Origin of the sequence: Endozoicomonas numazuensis, assembly GCF_000722635.1 — a bacterium.
In the GTDB taxonomy this organism is placed as follows: domain Bacteria; phylum Pseudomonadota; class Gammaproteobacteria; order Pseudomonadales; family Endozoicomonadaceae; genus Endozoicomonas_A; species Endozoicomonas_A numazuensis.
Map to the genome: position 1 here is coordinate 646,184 of NZ_JOKH01000003.1, position 22,860 is coordinate 669,043.

Genomic DNA, 22,860 nt, shown 5'->3' on the forward strand with positions numbered 1-22,860 from the left:
GTAACATGTGAGCGAAGCCAAGCACGTCCAGCTGCTGATTCTGGGTTCCGGCCCAGCAGGTTACACTGCTGCAGTCTACGCTGCCCGGGCTAACCTGAAGCCGGTTATGATTACTGGTATGCAACAGGGCGGGCAGTTGACTACCACGACTGATGTGGACAACTGGCCAGGAGGCCCTGAAGGTCTTCAAGGACCCGGTCTGATGGAAGACATGCGTGTCCATGCAGAACGCTTTGGTACCGAGATCATTTTTGATCATATTGAAGAAGTCGACCTGAGTAAAAAGCCTTACACGCTGAAAGGCAGTGAGACTTACACTTGCGACTCTCTCATTATCAGTACTGGTGCCAGCGCCCGCTATCTGGGTCTGGACAGCGAAGAAGCCTTTAAAGGTAAAGGTGTATCCGCTTGCGCAACCTGTGACGGATTCTTTTACAAGAACAAGGACGTGGTTGTGGTAGGTGGTGGTAACACCGCTGTTGAAGAAGCCCTGTATCTTTCCAACATCGCCAAAACCGTGACTCTGATTCACCGCCGCCAGGGTTTCCGTGCAGAAAAGATCCTGCAGGACAAAATGATGGATCGTGTTGAGAACGGCAACATGAGACTGGCCCTGGACGCTACCCTGGACGAAGTGCTGGGTGACGATATGGGCGTGACAGGTGTCCGCATCAAGGATATCAACACTGGCGAAACCCGTGAAATTCAAGCTGAAGGTTGCTTCATCGCTATTGGTCACACACCAAACACCGGTATCTTTGATGGCCAGCTGAACATGAAAGATGGCTACATCACAGTCAACAGTGGTTCAGAAGGTAATGCCACCCTGACGTCCAAAGAAGGTGTATTTGCTGCGGGAGACGTTATGGATCACGTTTACCGTCAGGCCATCACTTCTGCTGGCACAGGTTGTATGGCTGCCCTGGATGCAGAAAAATATCTGGACTCCCTGTCCTGATATTCTGGCCCCGCTCATGCGGGGCTCTCTTCTTCTAATACTTTTCTACAGCCTCACGCTATTCCATCGCTTCCCATTATTCATAAAACCGTTATGACGGTGACTGTTTTTTTCTATGAAAATGCAGTTCTATCAGACCCTGCAGCCAGTTTCATGCTTCAAGGTGAACCCCATTTCTCGCTTATGGCTGTTTAAAAAACTTGAATAACAGACATAAAAAAGCCTGCAATTCAGCAGGCTCTTTCAGACAACTTGTTGATCAGGACGCTTTCTGATTACTGACTGCTTCTTCCGCTTCTGGAGTTACCCTGAAATCTTCAGACAGGGTACCCTTTTCGTCAGGCGCTGACTTGGGTGCATAATCCAGTGGCTGCTCCAACGGTTTGGTACGCTCAGTACGACGCTTAGGAATCTGCCCCGATAACAATGCACTGCTACTGATCAGCGAGTCACTGAGTTTATTTTTAACTCTGTCATCTTCACAGAGAACATCGGCACCGCTGGCCATGTGCTCATAGACATCTTTATAGCTGTCGGTCAGTTTATTGATCAGGTGAGCCGTGGTATTGAAATGATCGGCTACGCTGTCCTGGTATTGTTTGAAGTCAGCCTCCAGATCTTTCAGCTGGTTTTCCATTTTGCCTCGATCTGAACGGGGACCTGCCAGCAGATGGTACAAAAGTGCACCACCGGCCATACCCGCCAGAAATGCCAAACTGCCTACAAACCAAAGTACATTCACATCTTCCACAGCATCGCCTCATTTGGTGGAATATTCCACGTCCATTTTCTGTCAAAGTTATAATCTTTTGTGCGCAAAGTATAGAGGGGTTATGTAACATCGGGAGCCAAAACACTCCTTGCCCTGCTTTAGCCAGAAGGTTACATTGTGCTCCTTCCTCTTCCGGCCTGCTGAAATGAAACAGGCTTATTCTCATGCTGGCCGATAGTTGGATAAGCAGCCACCTTTTCGTCGCCTGTGGGGATGAAAAACGCTTAATAATACCCATAGCGAATAACAACTGAACGACTAGCATGACCCCGGAATCTCGTTACCAGCAGGACTTAAAGAAAGATAACTTCAGCTACGACCCTGCACAAGAAGAAGCGGTTCAACACCTCCAGCATCTTTTTGAGCAGCTGAATACGGAAGCTCCGCGCCCTTCTCTGCTCAAGCGCATCAACCCATTTGCCAGCAAAGAAACAAACACCGTTCGCGGGCTTTATTTCTGGGGCGGAGTTGGACGGGGCAAAACGTATCTGATGGACACCTTTTACGATTGTTTACCGTTCCCTGAAAAAAAACGCATGCACTTTCATCACTTTATGCGCTGGGTTCATGGTGAACTAAAAAAACTGTCAGGAGAAAAAAACCCTCTGGATCGAGTGGCCGAAATACTGGCTGCTGAAACCCGGGTGATCTGTTTTGATGAGTTCTTTGTTTCTGATATCACAGACGCCATGCTACTGGGCGGATTGTTTGAACAGCTCTTTCAGAAAGGAATCACACTGGTGGCGACCTCCAACGTAGTGCCTGACGAGCTGTATAAAGATGGCCTGCAACGAGCCCGCTTCCTGCCAGCCATTGCTCAATTGAAAGAACATACCCTCGTCGTTAATGTGGATGGTGGTACCGACTACCGCCTGCGCCTTCTTGAAAAAGCAGAAACCTATTTTACGCCTCTGGGAGCAGAAGCAGAGGCCCACCTGCAAAAAACGTTTACTGATCTGGCGCCGGATATCAGTCACTGTCGGGAAACAGACATCATTGAAATTGCCGGCCGGACTATCCACAGTGAACGCACGTGTGAAGACATTGGCTGGTTCGCTTTTGAGGCGTTGTGTGATGGTCCAAGAAGCCAGAATGACTACATTGAGCTGGCCTGCCTGTATCAAACAGTGCTGCTGGAAAACGTACCGCAGATGGGTGAGAAAAAAGACGATCAGGCCAGACGGTTCATCAACCTGGTGGATGAATTTTACGATCGCAACGTTAAACTGATTCTTACAGCTGAAACGCCATTGCTGGATCTGTATACCAGTGGCAAGCTGAACTTCGAGTTTCAGCGCACCATCAGCCGACTACAAGAAATGCAGTCCAAAGAATACCTGTCGCAACCTCACGACCCGATTCATTCATGACACCAGGGCCAGGCTTTAACAAGCCAGACCTACAGCTATGCATAATCGGGCCTATACCCTGAGAGTAAAAAATGGATCTCAATCTAAAAGAAAAAGTATTCATGGTGGCTGGAGCCAGTACCGGACTGGGCTACGCCATTGCCTCCAGACTGGCCGCCGAAGGCGCCCAGGTGTCCATTGCCAGCCGTTCTGAAGATCGAATTGCCCAGGCAGCATCTACTATCAGCAGCGAAACCGGTGCTGAAGTCAGAGGCTATATATTTGATGCCAAAGACGGTGACTCCATCCAGCACTGGGTTAATAACACCCTCAATGATTTTGGCAAAATTGATGGTTTGCTGGTTAACGCCGGTGGACCAACACCGGGTTTTTTCGAAGAGCTGGAAGACAATGACTGGCAAGCGGCTTTTGAACAGACATTACTCAGCTCAGTAAGAATGATCCGGGCAGCCCTGCCTGCTCTTAAAGTTCAGGGTGGCAGTATAGTGACTCTGACGTCTTCAGCTATTAAAGAACCTATAGATATCCTGCTGCTCAGTAACGTGATGCGCTCAGGTGTGGCCAGCCTGGTGAAAAGCCTGTCCGTCGAACTGGCAGAAGACAACATTCGTATTAATAACCTGATCCCGGGCTCTATTCATACCGACCGTATTGACGCCCTGAACACTTTCCTGGCAGGTCGCCGGGAAACCTCTGCAGCCAAAGTCCAGCAAGCTGCAGAATCAACCATCCCGATGGGACGTTATGGTAAACCAGATGAATTTGCCAATGCAGCCGCGTTCCTGCTTTCTGATGCTGCCAGCTACATAACAGGCACCAGCCTGACAGTAGACGGCGGTAAAATGAAAGGGCTTTAATCAGCCCTCCCCTGCTCGGCCCTTCAGGGTGAGCAGGGACTCTACCTTTCTTCTTGTAGCTTCTGCCCTTCCAGATCATCTTCTACGTTTCTTAGCTCACTCCAAATAAAAACGCTGAATGCCATTAAAACCGATTGGGACAAACTGACTCTTGAGTCTCCGGCTCTGTATAAACGCAGCTGGAGTGAAATTGAGAAAATGGATAAAAGCGTTGATGAAATCCTAGGAGGCTGACCGAGAATAACGTCCGAGCATAAAATTCAGTAGAACGAGTCAGTTTTTTCACTGAATTTGTGCGAATAGTTGACCTATTTAAGAAAATTCAGTGGAAAAGATGGCCGTTCTTTCTGGATTTTAGGCCGGGCTGTCTATTCTCGGTCAGCCTCTTAGCTGAGCATAAGCAGAAATAAGTAAATCTCAAATGAGTTTTTAGCTGACACCACTAAGGAATAGTCCGTAAATAACTTTCTTATTTGACCAGACCCCGTTCGGGCTGAGCCTGTCGAAGCCCAGAGCCACCACTCTTCGACAGGCTCAGGGTGAACGGAGTTCATGTTTTAACCGGGAAGTTATTTCAAGACAAATCCTTAAACCTTTCTAATCAAAGCTGAGACAACCCTTTCTCACCCTGAGGCGGGATTGCTACTTTGTGAATTTAAGCCTCAGGATCCAAAGGATCATCAAAGCCATGAGTCATTTGCCGAATTTCTTCTAACAACCGTGTAAAATCTCTTCTCATTCTTATTTTCCCGAAAACAGGCGCTTCGGCTTTTTCTAAGAGCAAAGGACAAGCTTTAGAGAACCTGGCTACTGACCCTCTGACATCTGCACCACTGATACTGGCCATCAATATGCATTCCAGCAGCTCTGCCATTTCTAACTTATTAGCCTTTGGGTCCACTTCCAAAAGGTTTCCTATACCGTTAAACAACAGAGTGGCATCTCCAATAACTTCTCCAGTCGGAATAAACGGATCATCCACATAACTACTCCATTTCAAAAGTCCATGATAGACTGCAATCATCATATTGCAGCCCATGGGTGACTTGATGGCAAGAGCATTGCACCGTCTGAATTCTTTCAACATATTTCTGTAGAGATTGATGGCATCCCTTCTTGCAGGATCAGCATCTGGATCATCCCTCAGTTCACCTAGAAGCTCCACCATAATCTCAGCCGTTTTATCCATCAACAGGCCTCGCATCTGGTTGTAAAGCTTGCGATCAAAACAGGCTTCCTTCAGGCTTTTGACACCTAACTTTCCTGCCAGGTGGGCAGGTTGACTCAAAGCTACACGCAAATCGTTTGCCGCCCCTTCAAAGGCTGTGGTGTACGAGAAGTCCAACTTCTGCCTGCCAGTCACTGTTACCTTTTCCTTATGGGGTACCGATGCAAGGCTCACCATTTCGGCTGTCTTGGCCATCAATGTTGTTACGTTTAATCGGTGTAAGACATTTTGATCCATCGCGACGGCCTTACTTTTAGGTTGTTCAGCCAGTTCCCCTGCAAGAAGAGCAACCACCGGACTGATCACCTCAACTGCAAATTCCGGGAGCATGCCATCGCGTACGATTTTCGCCACGACAGCAGCATCAAGTGGTACTTCTGTCTTGAAGTTAGAAGGAAAATCCAGAGGATCTAAACGTGGTAATACTTTTGCAGCTTCTTCCCGAAGCGGGGCTTTAGTTTTTTTGACACGTTTCCCTTTTCGGGTAGCTAAAGTCCGGTCAAACCAGTCCCTTGTAACTTCTGAATGTTCTTTTAAAGTAGCCCCACCTGAATTCAGGCTACTCAAATCCAATACTGATGCAGACAAATACTGCGCCCTTGGCTTAGCCATGGGTTTTACTTGAGACAGGGAATTTACATTGTCAGCCAAGGGCATTATATGACCGGCTACAGGAGCATACGCTGAAGGCTTATCCGTCAGAGAACTCGGCTCTCTGAGCCCTTGAATCGGCGAACCTTCTACGGTTGCTACCGGAGAGTGCGGCATGCCCTCTATAGGTTCCTGACTCATTGTGGGTAGAGTCGGAGGGATAACGTTAAATTGGAATTCTGTACGGTCCATGAGCATCTTCCTTGCAAAGTAATTATGCCATTTGGACAACAAGAGCAACCGCACGTTCAATTATGAATTAACCGAACAGTTAGTCAGACTGACAACGGTTAACTTTCTTTCGATTTATTTCTACCTCTCCCTGTCCTACCGGCTGAATCAGACCAATCTCTACCATGCAAGAAACAGGAGGGGATAGAAGTTTATAGCGTTCAGAAAGGTATTGGGAAAAGGTATTGGGAAAAGGTATTGGGAAAAGGTATTGGGAAAAGGTATTGGGAAAAGGTATTGGGAAAGATGAAAAAACTGAAATGGTACCCGTAACAACGGTCGAGCAGCTAAATAACTTCAGCCGCTATATCTTTAAACCAGGCAAGGGATGATCAGGCAGTGGAAACGCTAATACTTAATGCTTTTGCAATTGACTGCCTGGAGGCGTTTTTCCTCCCTCGTTCGAGCCCGGCCTGCAGGTATTGATAACACCTGCGAAAATAATCAGAACCAGGCTCACACCATAAACAGGCAGAAACTGCTCGGAAAAAATCAGCAGCATATAAAGCGTTGACAGCAACGGAGTCAGAAAAATAAAAGGCGCCAGAAAAGAAGCTTCGGTCCGACGCAAAGCCCATAGCCACAGAACATCTGAAAGACCATTTACTAAAACACCCGAGATGATCACGATCAGCAGACTTCTGCTATCAGGCAATATGAATTCAGAAAACACCAGCATGGAGATAAAAGACGCCAGCGTCGCTACCCCGAAAAATACCAGCATTAAACTATTGGCTTCCAATTTAATCCGCTTGCTAAATACTGAGAACAGGGCAAAGCAAATTGCTCCAGCCATGACCCAGAGCAACAGCGAGGAATCATTCAATGACAAGGCTTGCAACTGACCTTTGGTCAAAATCAGAATGATGGCTGCAAAACCCAGCAACAGAGAGAGAATCTTGCGTCCATTCAACGTCTCTCTAAGAATAACGACAGACAGAAGAGCGACGAAAATAGGCCAGGTATATTGCACAATTAAAACTTCCATCCCCTTGCCACCGGCATAGCCTTTGTAGAGCAACAGGAAATAGAGGTAGGTGCCCAGCAAACCCAGAACAGTACTTTGCCCCCAGTCTTTAACAGAGTAATTTCTCAGGTGCTTCAGGCTCCCGGTAACAAAACAGAGACCCGCCACCATGACGAATGAAAACAGGCTGGACCAGAATAAAAACTGATGATGATCTAATGTTGTCTGACCCAGCTTTGATACCACCGGGATCACTGCCCATAATGAGACACAAAGCAATGCACAAAGGGTGCCTTTTAGACGTTGTTTATCCATTCCCTGATCCATCATGACTCCCTACTCCCTTGCTGAAATGATGATCCAGCTATTCTGACAAGAGTTAGATATCATATAAATTGAATAATTAAGATTTCATAAATCATAAAAATTGATTCTACAGGGAAATAGCGATGGATTTCAAACAGCTACAGACATTTCGAACGGCAGCCAGAACCCTTAATTTCACTGAAACAGCCAGGCAGCTACATTATGTCCAGTCAGCAGTGACGGCTCATATTCGGTCTTTGGAAGAGCGACTGGATGTCCGTCTTTTCGACCGCAGTGGTCGGGGCGTCGTACTCACTTCAGCGGGCGAGCAGTTATTAGAATACGCTGATCGAATAGTGTCTTTAAGAGATGAGGCAGAACAATCTGTCAAAAAGACCCAGATTGTCAGCGGCCGTTTAACACTGGCAGGGTATGAAACAGTATTAACCTATCGTCTACCGGGCATTTTGAAAGCATACACTGAACAATACCCAAAGGTGCGGGTCAATATTACTTCCCTGAATGTCAGGGAGTTGCTTTCTCAGGTAGCAAACCACCAGATAGACCTGGCTTTTCTTCTGGACAAAGAAGCCGCACTGGCACACGTAGAAAAGAGGCTGGTCGGGCTGGAAAAAGTAGTGATAGTGGCTGACCCGGAGCATAAGCTCGCCCATAAGAAAAAGGTCATGGCCAGAGACCTTGAGGGACAACCTTTACTGCTAACCGAGCTTGGCTGCAGTTATCGAAATGTATTTGAAACGGTCCTAAAAAATTCAGGGGTGATTCCAGAGCAACAAATGGAGTTCATCAGTATTGAGGCGATCAAGGCCTGTGTGAAAATGGGGATGGGTATTGCTGCTATCAGCGAAGTGTCTGTGGCAGAAGAGTTACAGCGAGGCGAGCTGGTCAGCCTGGACTGGCAGGACGAAACATTATCACTGGGACTTTATATGGTGTGGAATGCCAATCGATGGGTGTCTCCTGCATTGGCTGCTTTTATTGAAAATACAATAGAGGCTGGAACCGTTGAAGAGGGAAGATGATCCTGAAAATGTTCTTTTAACTGAGAAAAAGGTCTCGCCTCATCAATGTACAAAAGCAAGACCTTGAACCCGAATTTAGCTCTGTATCACCTTACGATCCCGAATGGTTTTAGCGACCGGATCATGAATCTGACTGACAATGTAGTTCAGAGCATTTGGAAATTTTTTAACCAGCTAGGCAGGAAAGAAGCAGTAAACTTCTCCGCGCTCTCTTTTCAAGGTAATTCTGGAAGTGAACGGTACATGCCAATACATGAAACGTTTTCTAACCATATACATGGATGAATCTCTTGTAAAAAGGACAACTTCCTATCCGTTGCTATAGGCGCTCCATGCTCTGCGGTTGAGTGGGGCATTAGTCCACTTGTTAGCAGAATAGTTCCCAGCCGTTATTTATTTTTTCTGTGGTCCCGAATCTGCTCATAGGCCACCTGAATTTCCTGAGCTTTCTGCTTGGCTACTTCCATCATCTCTTCAGGCAAGCCTTTAGCCACCAGCTTATCAGGGTGATGCTGACTCATGAGTTTTCTATAAGCTCTTTTCACTTCACTGTCCGTCGCCGAAGACTCTACACCCAATACTTCATACGCTTTGGAAAGACTCTGACCACTGTCTGGACGAGCCCAGCCACCGCCCTGCTGACCTCCAGCGTGATAATAAGCTCTCTGAGCCTGAAACCGCTTATGCAGCAACTCAAAGCTGATCTGACTCACACCCAGCTGATCACAAACATGCTTGAACACCGCTCGCTCAGCCGCAGTGAGGCTGCCATCGGCATAAGCGGCCTGCAGCTGTATTTCCAAAAAGAGAGGCACCAGTGTGCTGGAGCCCGCCACTCTGCGAAACTCTGCCAGGGCTTCACTAATATCAGCAGAAGGCTGCTTGCCCTGATTGAAAAGGTTGATGGCCGCTTTACGCTGATCAGGAGACAAACGCATTTCATTCATAATGGCTGACGCCATTTCAATTTCATGCTCGCTGACTCGCCCGTCTGCCTTTGCCAGCCTCCCCATAACCAGAAAGGTCGCCTTGAAAAACGCACTCTGAGCCCGCTGACGATTAAAGTGCCCTCGGGCACCGCCACCGGTTTGTTCATTAGGATTAATATAATTCCGGTTTATCCAGGCACCCAGGATGCCACCGAAAAGTGCTCCAAAAGGTCCTCCAAACACAAAACCGATGAATACACCGATCAGAATTGCCGTCATATTGCCCTGCTCTGCTTTAAATACTCTTCCAGACTCTGCAACCGCTCAACTGTGCCGACGTCGGTCCAGAGTCCGGAATAATGTTCGCCCGTCACTTTGCTCGAGGCCATCGCGCCAATCAACAGGGGAGCCAGCTTGAACGCGCCTGATTTACACTCTGCAAAGAGTTCGGGTGACAGTACACTTAAACCACTGAAAGTCAGCTTGTTCTGACCACTAGCCTGTACCAGTCCGCGCTCATTCAGGGAAAAATCGCCTGTTGTCTTGAATTCGGGGTTATCTACCAGTACCAGATGAGCCAGCGCTTCTGATAATTCAGGCAAAGAGTCGAAAGCATAATCGGTATAGGCATCGCCATTAATCAACAGGAAGGGATCATCACCCAACAAAGGCAAAGCCTTGAACACGCCTCCTCCGGTTTCCAGAGGCTCAGACTCAGCTGAGTATTCAATATTCAGCCCCCAGTGGCTCCCTTTTCCCAGTGCCGATACCAGCTTCTCTCCCAGCCAGGCATGGTTAATAACAATGTCCTCGAAGCCACTTTCTGACAATTTTTCCAGATGATGAACAATCAGTGGCTTACCACCCACTTCTACCAGTGGCTTTGGCTTTTCCAAAGTCAGTGGCCTGAGTCTTGTTCCCAGACCGGCGGCCAGGATCATCACTTTCACTGTGCTGTCTCTTTTTGAGTAGCCGCAATACAATCGTCAAGAACCGGAGCTACTGACTGCTTGAGCCATTGTGCATGGAAAGCCAGCTCTTCATAACGCTCACAGACATCCACCACATAGGCAAAAGTGAATGGAATTTCTGGCAGATACTGCGGTTTTTTATCACGAAACCAGAGTCGGGAGAATATTCCGAGACACTTGAGGTGCCTTTGCAATCCAATCCAGTCAAACCATTTAAGACGAGTATCAAAATTCACATCCTTGAGCTGGGGGTGCGTCTTGATAAAGACCCTCAACCAGCTTTCCACCTTGTGCCTTGGCCAGCGGATATAGCAGTCTTTCAGCAATGAAACCGCGTCGTACAATACTGGACCATGCAGAGCACCCTGAAAATCGATAACACCCAGATTCCCCTCAGAAAGCACCATCAGATTTCTGGAATGAAAATCTCGATGCACGACACCTTTGGGTTGTTTCAGAGCAGAATCGGTGAGGAGTGCAAACAATGTATCCAGCTGCTTGCGGGAAGGCGTATCAATATCCAGCCTCAACAGCTCTTGAAGGAACCAGCGTGAATAAAGTTCCAGCTCTGTACTCAACAGTTCGCGACTATAAGGTGGCAGTGTATCTGGCTCACACTTCTGGATTTGCAGAATGATATCCAGTGCTTTTCTATAAAACTCATCTGCACTGTTGTCATTCAGGACTTCAAGCAAAAGCGTATCGCCCAAATCATCGACCAGCATGAAGCCGGACTGATAATCCACAGAGTGCACACCGGGCACACAAATACCCTGCGCCTTGAGTAAACCGGCTATAGAGACGAAAGCACGGGAGTCTTCAGTTTCGGGGGGCGCATCTACCGCCAGTAATGAACCTTCAGGAACCTGCAAACGATAGTAGTTTCTGAATCCGGCATCGCCACCCACCGGGCTCATCTGGGCTGCCCAGACGGGTAATTCTTGACCCGGCGCTAAAGCCTTGTGCGCCCATTGTTTTAATTGCTGGAGGCGTTCGTGAGCAGACGGTGTCACTTGTTTTTACATCCTGTTCAAAGCTAAAACTCTTGGAATTCTTCAGAACCTTTAGAGACGGGGGGACGGGGAATTGGCCATTGAATGGAAAGCTGTCGGGTAAGGCTTTCTATATCAATGAAAGCGACTATTTCTCCGCCATTGGCTAGCTCCCATTTTTTATTTTTCCATTCTACAAATTCTTGAAAGCCCGCACCTTCTCCATGTTTGACAGCCACATAATAAAGCCCCTCATGCATTGGCGTCCCATAATCCCATTGTAAAATGATCTCAACTTTCATGTAATTTCCTAGAATCGTGACCTGAAGTCTTCAGCAATATCTGCTAACCCCGGTAGATAATGACGATTATTGGTATATGTCTCATGGGCATTCTCAAGAAACCCAAGTAAAAGATATTTGTTGCGATCAAAGAAGCCCGTACAATAGATTAACGCTGTATTACTGGTTTTTCCATATGATATGCTTTTCAGGTTCCAGCTCCTTGAGCTACTGTCTTTAAGGTGTATGTGCTGCAATTCTGCCTGCAATGCACTGTTTGGAAACTCAAATGGAACATCTCTTCCAAAATAGTCAGGTCTCCTTCCCGATATTTTATAGGCCTTGAAGTCAGCGGCAATAGAAGCAATTTTCTCTTCTGGGCAGCTTTCCTTAAAATGAGAAGACAAATACACCTTTACTTCCATGTTTTCTTACTCCACCTCAATAAACTCTGTTACTTTATACTTTGTTGCATTAGACATGGACTGAGCTGTTTTCCGAACCGATGCTTTGATCTCAGAGATTGAAAACTCACTCGTCTTGGAGAGACTTGTAGTCTTTTTAAGTTTTCTTATGATAATAACTGGTTTTAACATCGTGTTTTTTTCTCATTATTCAAAGTAATGAAATTTATTGCACTGGAAGACAGAGTAACACAGACTAGTAACAGTGATAACTGGCCCTGTTGTGTGTTCACTGTGTGAGCGATCGAACTCAGTAATAAATTGTGAACAAGGCATGGAACGAGAAGCCTTCAGGCGAAAGGTAAAAAAATCAAAAGAAGCGCCATTTTGCAGACTATTCAGAGGGGAATTCAGGTATCATCCTCCGCTGCGAAAAATCATGAACAGAAACATTGTCCTCTTATTTCCACACAGCAGGGCATTTTTTTCATGGTAAAAAGCAGATGTTCGCTCTACGATTTTCAGAGGCTTGTTGATCTTCGACAAGCTACTGACCTGAACTTTCATGCATTCGGAACAGCTGACGTTCATGACAACCACACACAAGGCCCGAACCACTGCTATACAGGTTGCTGCTTTCAGCGACAGAATGGGTGATAAGGTTCTCTGTGCAGGTATCAGGCATGACAGAGCAGATTTAAACAGCCATCGACCATGGTATGCCGTTTTCTCATACTCCAACTTATACCGGAGACAGGGAAAGAACAGTCGATCAATGGTAATAAGAACGGCCCGGGATAGTTGAGCTCATGGAGAAACACCCTCTACCTTTCAAACCAAAGACATTACCTCTGGCTATTGCCACTGTGCTGCTTGCCAGCCAACCGGCCGCCAAGGTTTATGCCGAATCAACACTGTCGCCTGATGATCAGTGGAGCTGCAAAGCCAGCTCTGACGGTTCTGGCTGGCAGTGTTCCGTCGAGCCCATGCAGTCTGGTGCCATGAAGCGGGCTCCACGCCCTATAGCACCGGCAGTGACAGAAGCAACTCGCAAAAAAACCAGCAGCCAAACAGTGACGGTTGCCACCAGTAACAGCCGTGCCAACCTCAGAAAAACGCTCGACTGGGTGCCCAAATCCCAGCTCAGTGAAAAAGAGCAAAAAGCCCTTGATGAGGAGACGCCCTGGTGTATTGGTGACTATTCAGAACCTGCCCGTCCTGGCAAGAATTTCAAAGGAAACCCTGATGCGGCACCCATTGTTGCCGAGTCAGATGAATCTTCCTACGATCAGAATGAAGTCGCCACTCTGACGGGGAATGTTTCCGTCAGACAGGGTAATCGCCAGCTCCAGAGCGATACTGCCCGAATGAATCGCTCTACCAACTATGCAGAGTTTGAAGGTAACGTGGTTTTCCGTGAGCCTGGAACCCTGCTGGTCGGTGATTCTGGTGATATGCTGCTCGATACAGGTCGAGCATCTATCAAGAATGCCAGTTACGCCATGCACGAAGCTCATGCCAGAGGAAACTCCGACGAGATTATTCGTAATGAGGATTCCACACTGGTACTAGACGACGCCTCTTATACTACCTGCCGCCCTGGTGATGAAAGCTGGCTGCTGACAGGCAAAAACGTCACCCTGGACCCCAATACCGGTTTTGGTACCGCGCGAGATGCTGTTATCAGAGTCGAAGGGTTGCCTATATTCTACGCTCCGTACATGTATTTCCCGATTGATGACCGTCGTCAATCCGGCTTCCTGTATCCCACTATTGCCTCTGACAGTGATAACGGGCTGGACCTGACCCTTCCTTATTACTGGAACATCGCCCCGAATTACGACGCCACCATTACTCCTCGCATTATGTCCAAGCGAGGTCTGCTGCTGGAAAATGAACTTCGCTACATGAACGAAAGTGGTGAAGGAGAAATAGGGGTTTCCGGGCTGACCAATAAGGACAAACTGAAAGACGAAAATCCTTACTACGATCAGGAACGCTGGTTGGCCAATGTACGATATAACCAGCGATTTTCAGAACGCTGGACGGCTAAGCTGGATTACGCTGACGCCAGTGACAAGAACTACATCAAGGATTTTGGTACCAGCCTGAACCTGTCCAGCTCTGCCCCTCTGAACCAGATGGTGGGCACTCAATACCTGGGCGGTAATGACTATAACAACTGGACCTTCAATCTGAATGCTCATCAATTCAAGAATATGAGCCAGACCTCTGATGATCCTTACAACAAACTGCCTCAAATGGTTTTCAGTGGCCACTGGCAAGCAGGTAAACAAGTGCAGGTCAACTACCTGGCCGATTACACCCAGTTCAGCCGCTCAGATGACTGGCGCTATGTCAGGGAGATCCAGCATCCGGATTTCAATGATCCGGACATCAAGGAAAGCATTTATGATGATGGCTATGGCATCAAGCGAGCTGAAGGGGGCCGGGTCTATGGTCAGGCAGGCATCAGCTATCCGATGCAGTCCATCTGGGGTTTCCTGACACCGGAAGTAAAGGTTCGCAGTGTTAACTACAGCCTGAGTAACCTGAACCAGCAGGAAGTCATGGAAGACCTTCGCAACTCGTACATTAATCAGACATTTAACGATAGCGACTTCACCAAGTCTCCAAACACCACAGCCACATCTTTCAGTCTTGACAGCGGGCTCTACTTTGAGCGGTTTACCGACCTGTTCGGCACTGACTTTACCCATACACTAGAGCCCAGAGCCAAATACCTGTATGTGCCCTATGTCGAAAATCAGGAGTACAACCCGATCTTCGATACCGCCGCCCTGGGCTTTACCTATGGCTCACTCTGGCTGGATAACCGCTTCAGTGGTTATGACCGCATTGGCGATGCCAATCAGTTGTCTCTTGGGGTAACCACCCGCCTGATCGAAGATGATGGTTTTGAGCGGATGCGCTTTGGCATAGGCCAGATTATCTACTTTAAGGATCGCAGGGTTTACGTTGCCAGTAACCTGGGACAGGAAGGAAAACCCCCCATAGATGTTGATGAAAACTATGACGCGATGGATGAAAGGCTCAGAAGTGAGCTGACCGATTCAACCTCGCCTCTGGCCTCGGAATTCATCTACAATTTCAACCGTTCAATGAGTCTGCGACAGGACTTCTCCTGGAATACCAACGAGAATCGCCTGGACAACTATGGTCTGTACTACCGCTGGCAACCAGAGCAGCGTAAAACGGTCAATATGGGTTTGCGCTTCAGGGACCAGGTCGATCGCTATGTCCAGAATAAAGATGGACATAATATCCGGATCGGTACCAACCCTGATGGAAGCCCTATCTTTGAAACTGCCAACAACAACCTGAAACAGACCGACCTTTCTTTTGCCTGGCCGATCCCTATGACCACCAGTTGGGTGGGCCTGGGTCGCTGGCAATATGATTTAACCAACAAAAGGAACCTTGAGAGTCTTGCTGGTATCGAATACAACAGTTGCTGTTATCAGGTCCGGTTTTTCTGGCGTTCATGGATCGAAACAGATGATAATATCGACCACCCTGATCCGAAGAACGGTGTTTTCTTCCAGTTCATTTTGCGTGGACTGGGCAATATCACTGGTAGCTCCGGAACGGAATACTTGCAAGGTATCCAAGGTTACGAGACTCGCGAGAAGTAATGATGAAGGGATTGAAAAATCTATTCTTAGCCGCCTGCTGCGCACTTTCAGTAGCCGGCGGTACGGCTAACGCCAAGCCTGCACCACTGGATCGCATTGTTGCCGTCGTCGATAAGGACGTGGTAATGGAAAGCGAGCTTAATAATCGTATTGAAGCTGTCCAGCGCCAGCTGAGCAGCCGAGATATCCCCATGCCTCCTGACAACATTCTTAAGAAGCAGGTGCTTGAGCAACTGATTCTTGAGAATCTGCAATTGCAGATGGGCCAGCGGGGAGGAATCCGCATTGATGACTGGACGTTGAATGACGCCATCAGCAAAATAGCGAAGCGTAATGGCATGTCCGTGGAAGCTTTCAAGAAGAATCTTGAATCTGACGGCCTGTCGTACGCCAATGCCCGGGAAGAGATCCGTCGTGAGATGATCATCAACCGTGTGCGCCAACGCCAGATTGCTGAGCGTATTCAGATCAGCGAGCAGGAAGTGGATAACTTTCTCAAATCGCCTGAAGGTCAGGCCAGCATGCAGATTGAATATCGTCTTGGCCACATTCTGATTGCCACTCCAGATAACCCCACACCTGACCAGGTTCGGGAAGCTGAAAAGAAAGCCAATAATATTTCTATTCAGCTCGACAAAGGGGCTAACTTTTCAGAAATGGCACTCACCTATTCCAGCGGCCAGAATGCTCTGAATGGTGGAGACCTGGGCTGGCGTTCTGCCGATCAACTGCCAACCCTTTTTGCGAAACAGGCACTGAAGATGAAAGAAGGAGACGTGTCTGCACCGATCCGCAGCCCTGGCGGCTTTCACATCTTTAAGCTGATCAACACCCGTGGCAATGAAAAGCATATGGAGCAACAGGTACATGTTCGCCATATCCTGATCAAGCCCAACGAGATTCGCAGTGATCTGGAAGCACAGATGCTGGCCAAGAGCATTTATGACCGCATCGAAAAAGGACAGGATTTTTCAGAATTGGCCAAGGCCTACTCTGACGACACAGGCTCAGCGCTGAACGGCGGCGACCTGAACTGGGTTTCTCCAAAATCACTGGTTCCGGAATTCCAGAAGACTATGAAAGAGACGCCACAGAAAGTTATCAGCAAACCTTTCAAGAGCTCATATGGCTGGCACGTACTGCAAGTGCTGGGCACACGCAACTCAGATATTAGCAACCAGGTTCGCAGGAACAAGGTTCGTGAAATTCTGGGCAACCGCAAATTTGAAGAAGAGCTTCAAGTGTGGTTGCGTGAAATCAGAGACCAGAGCTACGTAGAAGTTCGCCTCTGAAACACGGCTTGAGCCTATAAAAATTGACGCCTCGGTTTTCCGGGGCGTTGCTTTTTTATAGACTCTCATTCCTGCAAATTACTTTTTCCAGGAGCCTGCTGGACTTAGCCGGCAGACTCCCTGCTCATGGCTGTTTTATGACAAGCAACGCACTGCCCAGACTGATCATAACCTCCGGCGAGCCTGCAGGCATTGGACCTGACCTGTGCCTTCAGCTGGCTTCCCAGCCTCTTCCTGCACAAATAGTTATTGCTGCAGACCCTGAACTTCTGGCTGAGCGTGCACGGGACCTGGGTTTAGATATAAAGTTAAAGATATTCAACCCTGATGAAAGACAACCCGCTCCCGCCGGAACTCTCCTGGTCGCCCCCATCAATTTGGCCGGGCCCTGCTGCGCAGGACAACTGGACGAAACCAACAGCGCCTATGTTTTAGAGATGCTGAGTTATGCAGTAAAAGGGTGCCAAAATGACCTGTTTGGTGCCATGGTCACCGCACCTGTCAGCAAAGAAGTCATCAATAATGCTGGCATTCCCTTCAGTGGCCATACTGAATTTCTGGCCGAAAAAACCGGCACCCAAAAAGTGGTAATGATGCTGGCAACTGAAGGACTGAGAGTAGCGCTGGCCACTACACACCTGCCTTTAAAAGACGTATCGTCTGCCATAACCCAGTCCTCTCTTGCAGAAGTCATCAGCATCCTCCACAACGATATGGCAACAAAGTTTGCCATTGTGAACCCCAGAATTCTGGTATGTGGACTGAACCCTCACGCCGGCGAAGGTGGGCACCTTGGCATGGAAGAGATAGAAACCATTATTCCCGTACTCGACCAGTTAAACAGCCAGGGCATGAACCTGATAGGCCCTCTACCGGCCGACACACTCTTCAACCCTAAATATCTGGACGACGCAGATGCGGTTCTGGCCATGTATCACGATCAGGGTCTGCCCGTTCTCAAATACAAAGGTTTTGGCAATGCTGTGAACATCACACTGGGCCTTCCCATTATTCGAACGTCGGTGGACCATGGCACGGCTTTGGATCTTGCGGGTACAGGAAAAGCGGATTCCGGCAGCCTATTTACTGCTATTCGTTATGCACTTGAGATGGTTCAGTAGCCAAAAGGGTTATCTGCCGCTATGATAGCGCCCCCTCTATTGCTCGTTTAGTTTGTCAAATGCCTATAGCGAAAGAAAGCATGGCTGAAATTCCCTACCACAAGGCCCGTAAACGATTTGGTCAGAACTTTCTGCACGATCACGGTGTCATTCAACGGATTATCCGTTCCATACACCCAAAGGCGGGCGACCGAATCGTGGAAATCGGCCCGGGCCAGGGAGCGCTGACCGAGCTCCTCCTGGACGACGCCGGGCAACTGGACGTAGTTGAGCTGGACCGGGATCTGATCCCTACCCTGAAGCTGAGATTTGGACTGAACCCTGAATTCAGGATTCATGAAGGAGATGCGCTCAAGTTTGATTTCTCTTCTCTCAGAAAAGAAGATGAAATGCTCAGACTGGTAGGCAACCTGCCCTACAATATTTCTACGCCTCTGATCTTCCATCTACTTGAATTTCAGGGCCTGATCCATGATATGTATTTCATGCTTCAGAAAGAAGTCGTTGAAAGACTCGCTGCCCAGCCCGGTGAAAAACATTATGGCCGCCTCGGCATCATGGCTCAGTATTATTGCAAGATAGACAACCTGTTTGTCGTGGGTCCAGGCTGCTTTAAACCAGCGCCTAAAGTCGACTCCGCCATCGTACGACTTGAGCCGTATAAAACAATTCCTTACCCGGCAGATGACGTAAAGCTGCTGGAAAGAATTGTTCGGGAGGCCTTTCAGCAAAGACGCAAAACCATGCGTAATACACTGAAAAAACTGATCTCTGCCGATGAGCTGACAGAACTGGGTATCGACCCCGTTAGCCGCCCTGAAACCGTGACGCTTCCCGAGTTTGTCTCTATTGCTAACTACCTGCACAAGAAAGCAGCCGATAAGCGATAGACGACAAGGCAACTTGCAAGCCTGATAGTGAGTGAGTTACTACTATTAACAGAGAAATACAGTTTTCAATACTGTACCGATAACTGGCTGACCATCACTTAATCAGTTGGCTATCTTAAACAATATCAACCCGGTAAACGAAGAAAAGGATGTTTTTCGAGCCGGCCAGAAGCCAGTCCTGAATCAGGGCTGGCTTCTGAGTTTTTCAATTAAAAATTTCTCAATTTGATGTTAAAGGCCCATGAGGCTGACCGAGAATAGCGTCCGAGCATAAAATTCAGTAGAACGAGTCAGCTTTTTCACTGAATTTGTGCGAATAGTTGACCTATTTAAGCAAATTCAGTGGAAAAGATGGCCGTTCTTTCTGGATTTTAGGCCGGGCTGTCTATTCTCGGTCAGCCTCCTAGAACCTTTATAAAACCTGTAATGGAGGTGCCTGCCCCATACGCACAGGTTCAGGAGATTATTGTTAATGACTGTGTACGCTGTTGGTGATATTCAGGGATGTTACCAGCCTCTCAGACGCCTGCTGGATAAAGTCCAGTTCAAACCGGGTCGCGATCAGCTATGGGTGGCGGGCGATATGGTAAATCGTGGACCAGACTCTCTGGCCACATTACGCTACCTGAAAAGCCTCGGTAGCAACTGCACTGCAGTGTTAGGCAACCATGACTTGCACTTGCTGGCGGTAGCAGCCAGAGTACGCAGATCCAAAAAAAAAGATACTTTTGGTCCTTTGCTCAGCGCTCCTGACAGAGACTCGTTGATCGACTGGCTCAGACATCAACCATTGTTACACCACGATAAAGAACGAAAAGTGACAATGGTGCATGCCGGAATTCCTCCCATCTGGACCCTGAAACAGGCATGTCTGTACGCAGGAAAACTGGAGAAAGCGCTTCAGGGTGATGATTACAGAGAGTTTCTGCAATTCCTCTTCAAATCAAGTTCGATCAACTCAATGGAAGAAGCTTATACCCGTCGGGCAAAACTCAAACTGACAGCCGCTTACCTGACACGAATGCGCTTTTGTGATCAATATGGTCGACTCGACCTCGATAACAAAACCGCTTCTGCCAGAAAAAAGTTTGCCCCCTGGTACAGTTTCCCTGAGAGCCCTGTCTATAAGGAACGTATTATTTTTGGTCATTGGGCCGCTCTGGAAGGAGACAGTCAGCGCAAGAAGATTCATGCTCTTGATACCGGTTGTGTTTGGGGACGTTGCCTCACAGCCCTGAACCTGGATGACTACAGTACTACCTCCGTAGATTGCAGCTATCAAGATGTATGATCAAAAACAGCGGAAAACGGAAGTCTGTTTTCTCGATAACGCTATGATTACAGTGTGAAAAATCACCAATCTTCAGGACTTTTGTCACCTTTTTCTGATTTTGTTCCTTGCTTCGTATCAAGTTTCTCTAAGGTCTCGTACAATAGACGCCGACAAAGCCATTAGCGCTATAAAGAAATCCCTATAGCGGACTCCGTTAAGAGCGGTACAACGCCACTGCATGGGGAGGCTGACCAGAATAGACAGCTTGGCACTATTCTCGATCATCCTTCAGGCAGTGCTTATTAAGAATTACAAAAGAAGCTACGGAACGGGCTAGATATGGCACGTAAACCAACAAAAATAGCCACATTCGTCTGGGAAGGTAAGGACAAAAGTGGGCGGAAGGTCAAGGGAGAAGTCCAAGGGGCCAGTATTGCCTTGGTGAAGGCCGAACTCCGTAAGCAGGGAATTAATTCCGCAAAAGTCAAAAAGAAGGGGATGACCCTGGGTACCAAGGGCGGCAAGATAAAGCCCATGGATATAGCCCTGTTCACCCGTCAACTTGCCACCATGATGAAAGCAGGGGTTCCCCTATTACAGGCCTTTGATATCACCGCTGACGGTATCGAAAAGCCTGCCATGAGAGACCTCATCGGGAAAATCAAAAATGATGTAGCCGGAGGTACTACCCTGGCGGATTCACTGAGAAACCACCCTCTCTATTTTGATGATCTTTACTGTAACCTTGTAGCCTCCGGTGAACAGTCTGGCTCACTTGAGTCACTGCTTGACAGAATTGCCACTTATAAAGAAAAAACTGAGGCACTCAAAGCCAAAATCAAGAAAGCGATGAAATACCCCATCGCGGTTGTCGGTGTCGCCATGATCGTTACCGGTATCCTGCTGGTCTACGTAGTGCCCCAGTTTGAGGAAGTTTTCCAGGGCTTTGGTGCTGAGCTGCCAGCCTTTACTCAAATGGTTATCGGCATTTCTGAAGTTGTCCAGAGTTCATGGCATTTGGCTATTGCAGCCTTGGTTGTATTGGGTTTTATGTTTAAAAAACTGTTGCAGCGCTCCAAAGCGGCCCGTGACAGGGTGGACCGGATCGTTCTCAAGATTCCAGTGATCGGTGTGATTCTCGACAAATCCGCTGTAGCCCGTTTTGCCAGAACCCTATCCACTACCTTTGCGGCCGGTGTACCACTGGTAGACGCTCTAGACTCGGTAGCCGGCGCTTCAGGTAATGTCGTTTATTCCGATGCTACCCAACGTATAAAAGAAGACGTGTCCAGTGGTCAGCAACTGCAGTTCTCCATGAGAAACTCCGGAATATTCCCGGCCATGGCAGTACAAATGGTGGCTATTGGTGAAGAGTCCGGTGCCCTGGATGAAATGCTGGATAAGGTTGCCACCTTCTACGAAGATGAAGTCGACAACATGGTAGATGGTTTAACCAGTTTGATGGAACCCCTGATCATGTCCGTTCTGGGTGTGCTGGTAGGTGGTCTTATCATTGCCATGTACCTGCCAATCTTCCAGCTCGGCGCAGTCGTGTAAGAAAACAAATCATCATCAAAATAACAGTAAAGACTTGGGTTCTTTACTGTTATGAGCTCCTCAATGATATGCAGACCTTTCTCACAGACCATCAGATATGCACTTGCTGCGAAAATCAAGTAAAGTAACACCAGAAACAACTATGAGAAAAAGTGTCGCTGACATCGAATTAAAAACATGTTTCAGCGCCTGAACGAGCGGCACTTTCATATTAAAAAACCGGACTTATTGACTAATGGCACTCCTAGAACTGCTGCAATCTTCACCCACTTATTTTTACATTACCCTCACTCTTGTTGGACTTCTGGTCGGTAGTTTTCTGAATGTAGTGATCCTGCGTCTGCCGATCATGATGGAGCGCCAATGGAAACTGGAATGCCTGGAAGCTCTGCATCCGGACAAAGTGCCTTCCGAGATGGAACCCTACAACCTGATCAAGCCGGACTCTACTTGCCCAAACTGTGGTCACAAGATCAAGCCTTGGGAGAATATTCCGGTTATCAGCTATCTGATGTTGAAAGGTCGTTGTTCTTCCTGCAAAACATCTGTCTCTGCCCGTTATCCGATCATTGAAATCATTTCTGCCTTGTTAACTGTGTCGGTAGGCATCTACTTTGGAGCCACTCTCCAGACAGTTTTACTGTGCTTTATGATCTGGTCTTTGCTGGCTCTGACCATGATTGATCTGGACACCCAACTGCTACCTGACAGCATAACCCTGCCTTTGCTCTGGCTGGGACTGCTGGCTAATACTTTCGGGTTGTTTACGCCTTTACAGGACGCTGTACTCGGAGCTGCTGCTGGTTATCTATCCCTGTGGTCGGTCTACTGGCTTTTCAAACTGATCACCGGCAAGGAAGGCATGGGCTACGGAGACTTTAAGTTACTCGGCGCTCTGGGGGCCTGGATGGGCTGGCAAATGCTGCCGCTGATTATCCTGCTGTCATCACTGGTCGGCACTGTTGTAGCGGTTGTACTGATCATTATGAAAAAACAGGAACGCAGCAATCCCATTCCATTTGGTCCCTACCTGGCAGCTGCGGGCTTTATTGCCCTGCTTTGGGGCGAGACACTGGTTCAATCTTACCTGCAGATAATGGGGCTGTGAGCT

The 22,860-nt window shown here is 48.0% G+C and carries 20 protein-coding genes; 11 read left to right on the forward strand and 9 right to left on the reverse strand.

Annotated elements, in window-relative coordinates; genetic code table 11:
- Positions 1 to 7: 7 nt before the first annotated feature.
- The gene (trxB, locus tag GZ78_RS15625; RefSeq protein WP_034837783.1) at positions 8 to 958 is read left to right on the forward strand and encodes a thioredoxin-disulfide reductase; all 951 of its coding nucleotides are present in this window, start codon (positions 8 to 10) and stop codon (positions 956 to 958) included.
- Positions 959 to 1,217: 259 nt separating this feature from the next.
- Here trxB and GZ78_RS15630 read toward each other — a convergent pair whose 3' ends face one another.
- Positions 1,218 to 1,709, reverse strand: a complete 492-nt coding sequence (locus GZ78_RS15630) for a YhcB family protein (RefSeq protein WP_051786227.1) — start codon at positions 1,707 to 1,709, stop codon at positions 1,218 to 1,220.
- 284 nt (positions 1,710 to 1,993) lie between these two features.
- On the opposite strand from GZ78_RS15630, the gene zapE reads away from it, so the two are divergent.
- Both zapE and GZ78_RS15640 read left to right on the forward strand, forming a co-directional pair.
- On the forward strand, positions 1,994 to 3,100 hold the full coding sequence (gene zapE / locus GZ78_RS15635) for a cell division protein ZapE (RefSeq protein ID WP_034837786.1): 1,107 nt from the start codon (positions 1,994 to 1,996) through the stop codon (positions 3,098 to 3,100).
- 71 nt (positions 3,101 to 3,171) lie between these two features.
- On the forward strand, positions 3,172 to 3,957 hold the full coding sequence (locus GZ78_RS15640; RefSeq protein ID WP_034837788.1) for an SDR family oxidoreductase: 786 nt from the start codon (positions 3,172 to 3,174) through the stop codon (positions 3,955 to 3,957).
- A gap of 655 nt (positions 3,958 to 4,612) precedes the next feature.
- Here GZ78_RS15640 and GZ78_RS15645 read toward each other — a convergent pair.
- Together GZ78_RS15645 and GZ78_RS15650 are read right to left on the reverse strand one after the other, a co-directional pair.
- Positions 4,613 to 6,028 (reverse strand): hypothetical protein, encoded by a 1,416-nt coding sequence (locus tag GZ78_RS15645; RefSeq protein WP_152558765.1) that lies wholly within the window; start codon positions 6,026 to 6,028, stop codon positions 4,613 to 4,615.
- A gap of 394 nt (positions 6,029 to 6,422) precedes the next feature.
- Positions 6,423 to 7,349, reverse strand: a complete 927-nt coding sequence (locus GZ78_RS15650; RefSeq protein ID WP_236631583.1) for a DMT family transporter — start codon at positions 7,347 to 7,349, stop codon at positions 6,423 to 6,425.
- A 134-nt stretch (positions 7,350 to 7,483) separates the two neighbouring features.
- On the opposite strand from GZ78_RS15650, the gene GZ78_RS15655 reads away from it, so the two are divergent.
- Complete coding sequence (locus tag GZ78_RS15655; RefSeq protein WP_034837793.1) at positions 7,484 to 8,383, forward strand: LysR family transcriptional regulator; 900 nt, start codon at positions 7,484 to 7,486, stop codon at positions 8,381 to 8,383.
- Positions 8,384 to 8,772: 389 nt separating this feature from the next.
- Here GZ78_RS15655 and djlA read toward each other — a convergent pair whose 3' ends face one another.
- From djlA to GZ78_RS15685, 5 genes are read right to left on the reverse strand one after another with little or no spacing between them, the layout of a single operon-like run.
- Positions 8,773 to 9,591, reverse strand: coding sequence for a co-chaperone DjlA (djlA, locus tag GZ78_RS15665; RefSeq protein ID WP_034837797.1), 819 nt, complete (start codon positions 9,589 to 9,591; stop codon positions 8,773 to 8,775).
- Positions 9,588 to 10,253, reverse strand: coding sequence for an N-acetylmuramate alpha-1-phosphate uridylyltransferase MurU (murU, locus tag GZ78_RS15670; RefSeq protein WP_330217621.1), 666 nt, complete (start codon positions 10,251 to 10,253; stop codon positions 9,588 to 9,590). The genes djlA and murU overlap by 4 nt, the downstream gene beginning before the upstream one ends.
- Positions 10,254 to 10,258: 5 nt before the next feature.
- A complete protein-coding gene (locus tag GZ78_RS15675) occupies positions 10,259 to 11,296 on the reverse strand; it encodes an aminoglycoside phosphotransferase family protein (RefSeq protein WP_236631584.1) in 1,038 nt (345 codons plus the stop codon).
- Positions 11,297 to 11,319: 23 nt separating this feature from the next.
- Positions 11,320 to 11,577, reverse strand: a complete 258-nt coding sequence (locus GZ78_RS15680; RefSeq protein ID WP_051786230.1) for a hypothetical protein — start codon at positions 11,575 to 11,577, stop codon at positions 11,320 to 11,322.
- A gap of 8 nt (positions 11,578 to 11,585) precedes the next feature.
- Complete coding sequence (locus GZ78_RS15685) at positions 11,586 to 11,981, reverse strand: type II toxin-antitoxin system YafO family toxin (protein WP_034837802.1); 396 nt, start codon at positions 11,979 to 11,981, stop codon at positions 11,586 to 11,588.
- Between the two features lie 788 nt (positions 11,982 to 12,769).
- On the opposite strand from GZ78_RS15685, the gene GZ78_RS15695 reads away from it, so the two are divergent.
- From GZ78_RS15695 to GZ78_RS15715, 5 genes are all read left to right on the forward strand, one after another.
- Positions 12,770 to 15,616: an LPS-assembly protein LptD gene (locus GZ78_RS15695; protein WP_034837809.1), complete on the forward strand. Its 2,847-nt coding sequence runs from the start codon at positions 12,770 to 12,772 to the stop codon at positions 15,614 to 15,616.
- A gap of 2 nt (positions 15,617 to 15,618) precedes the next feature.
- Positions 15,619 to 16,908: a peptidylprolyl isomerase gene (locus tag GZ78_RS15700; protein ID WP_236631602.1), complete on the forward strand. Its 1,290-nt coding sequence runs from the start codon at positions 15,619 to 15,621 to the stop codon at positions 16,906 to 16,908.
- Between the two features lie 137 nt (positions 16,909 to 17,045).
- On the forward strand, positions 17,046 to 18,029 hold the full coding sequence (gene pdxA / locus GZ78_RS15705) for a 4-hydroxythreonine-4-phosphate dehydrogenase PdxA (protein ID WP_034837814.1): 984 nt from the start codon (positions 17,046 to 17,048) through the stop codon (positions 18,027 to 18,029).
- A 59-nt stretch (positions 18,030 to 18,088) separates the two neighbouring features.
- Positions 18,089 to 18,919: a 16S rRNA (adenine(1518)-N(6)/adenine(1519)-N(6))-dimethyltransferase RsmA gene (gene rsmA, locus GZ78_RS15710; RefSeq protein ID WP_407919784.1), complete on the forward strand. Its 831-nt coding sequence runs from the start codon at positions 18,089 to 18,091 to the stop codon at positions 18,917 to 18,919.
- Positions 18,920 to 19,391: 472 nt separating this feature from the next.
- On the forward strand, positions 19,392 to 20,210 hold the full coding sequence (locus tag GZ78_RS15715; RefSeq protein WP_034837817.1) for a symmetrical bis(5'-nucleosyl)-tetraphosphatase: 819 nt from the start codon (positions 19,392 to 19,394) through the stop codon (positions 20,208 to 20,210).
- Between the two features lie 117 nt (positions 20,211 to 20,327).
- Here the strand turns inward: GZ78_RS15715 and GZ78_RS29540 are convergent, their stop codons facing one another.
- Entirely contained in the window at positions 20,328 to 20,477 is a 150-nt protein-coding gene (locus tag GZ78_RS29540; protein ID WP_161787406.1) for a hypothetical protein, read from the reverse strand.
- Positions 20,478 to 20,531: 54 nt separating this feature from the next.
- Between GZ78_RS29540 and GZ78_RS15720 the strand changes: the two genes are divergently transcribed.
- Positions 20,532 to 21,749, forward strand: a complete 1,218-nt coding sequence (locus tag GZ78_RS15720; protein WP_034837818.1) for a type II secretion system F family protein — start codon at positions 20,532 to 20,534, stop codon at positions 21,747 to 21,749.
- A gap of 235 nt (positions 21,750 to 21,984) precedes the next feature.
- A complete protein-coding gene (locus tag GZ78_RS15725) occupies positions 21,985 to 22,857 on the forward strand; it encodes a prepilin peptidase (RefSeq protein ID WP_034837820.1) in 873 nt (290 codons plus the stop codon).
- Positions 22,858 to 22,860 lie beyond the last annotated feature (3 nt).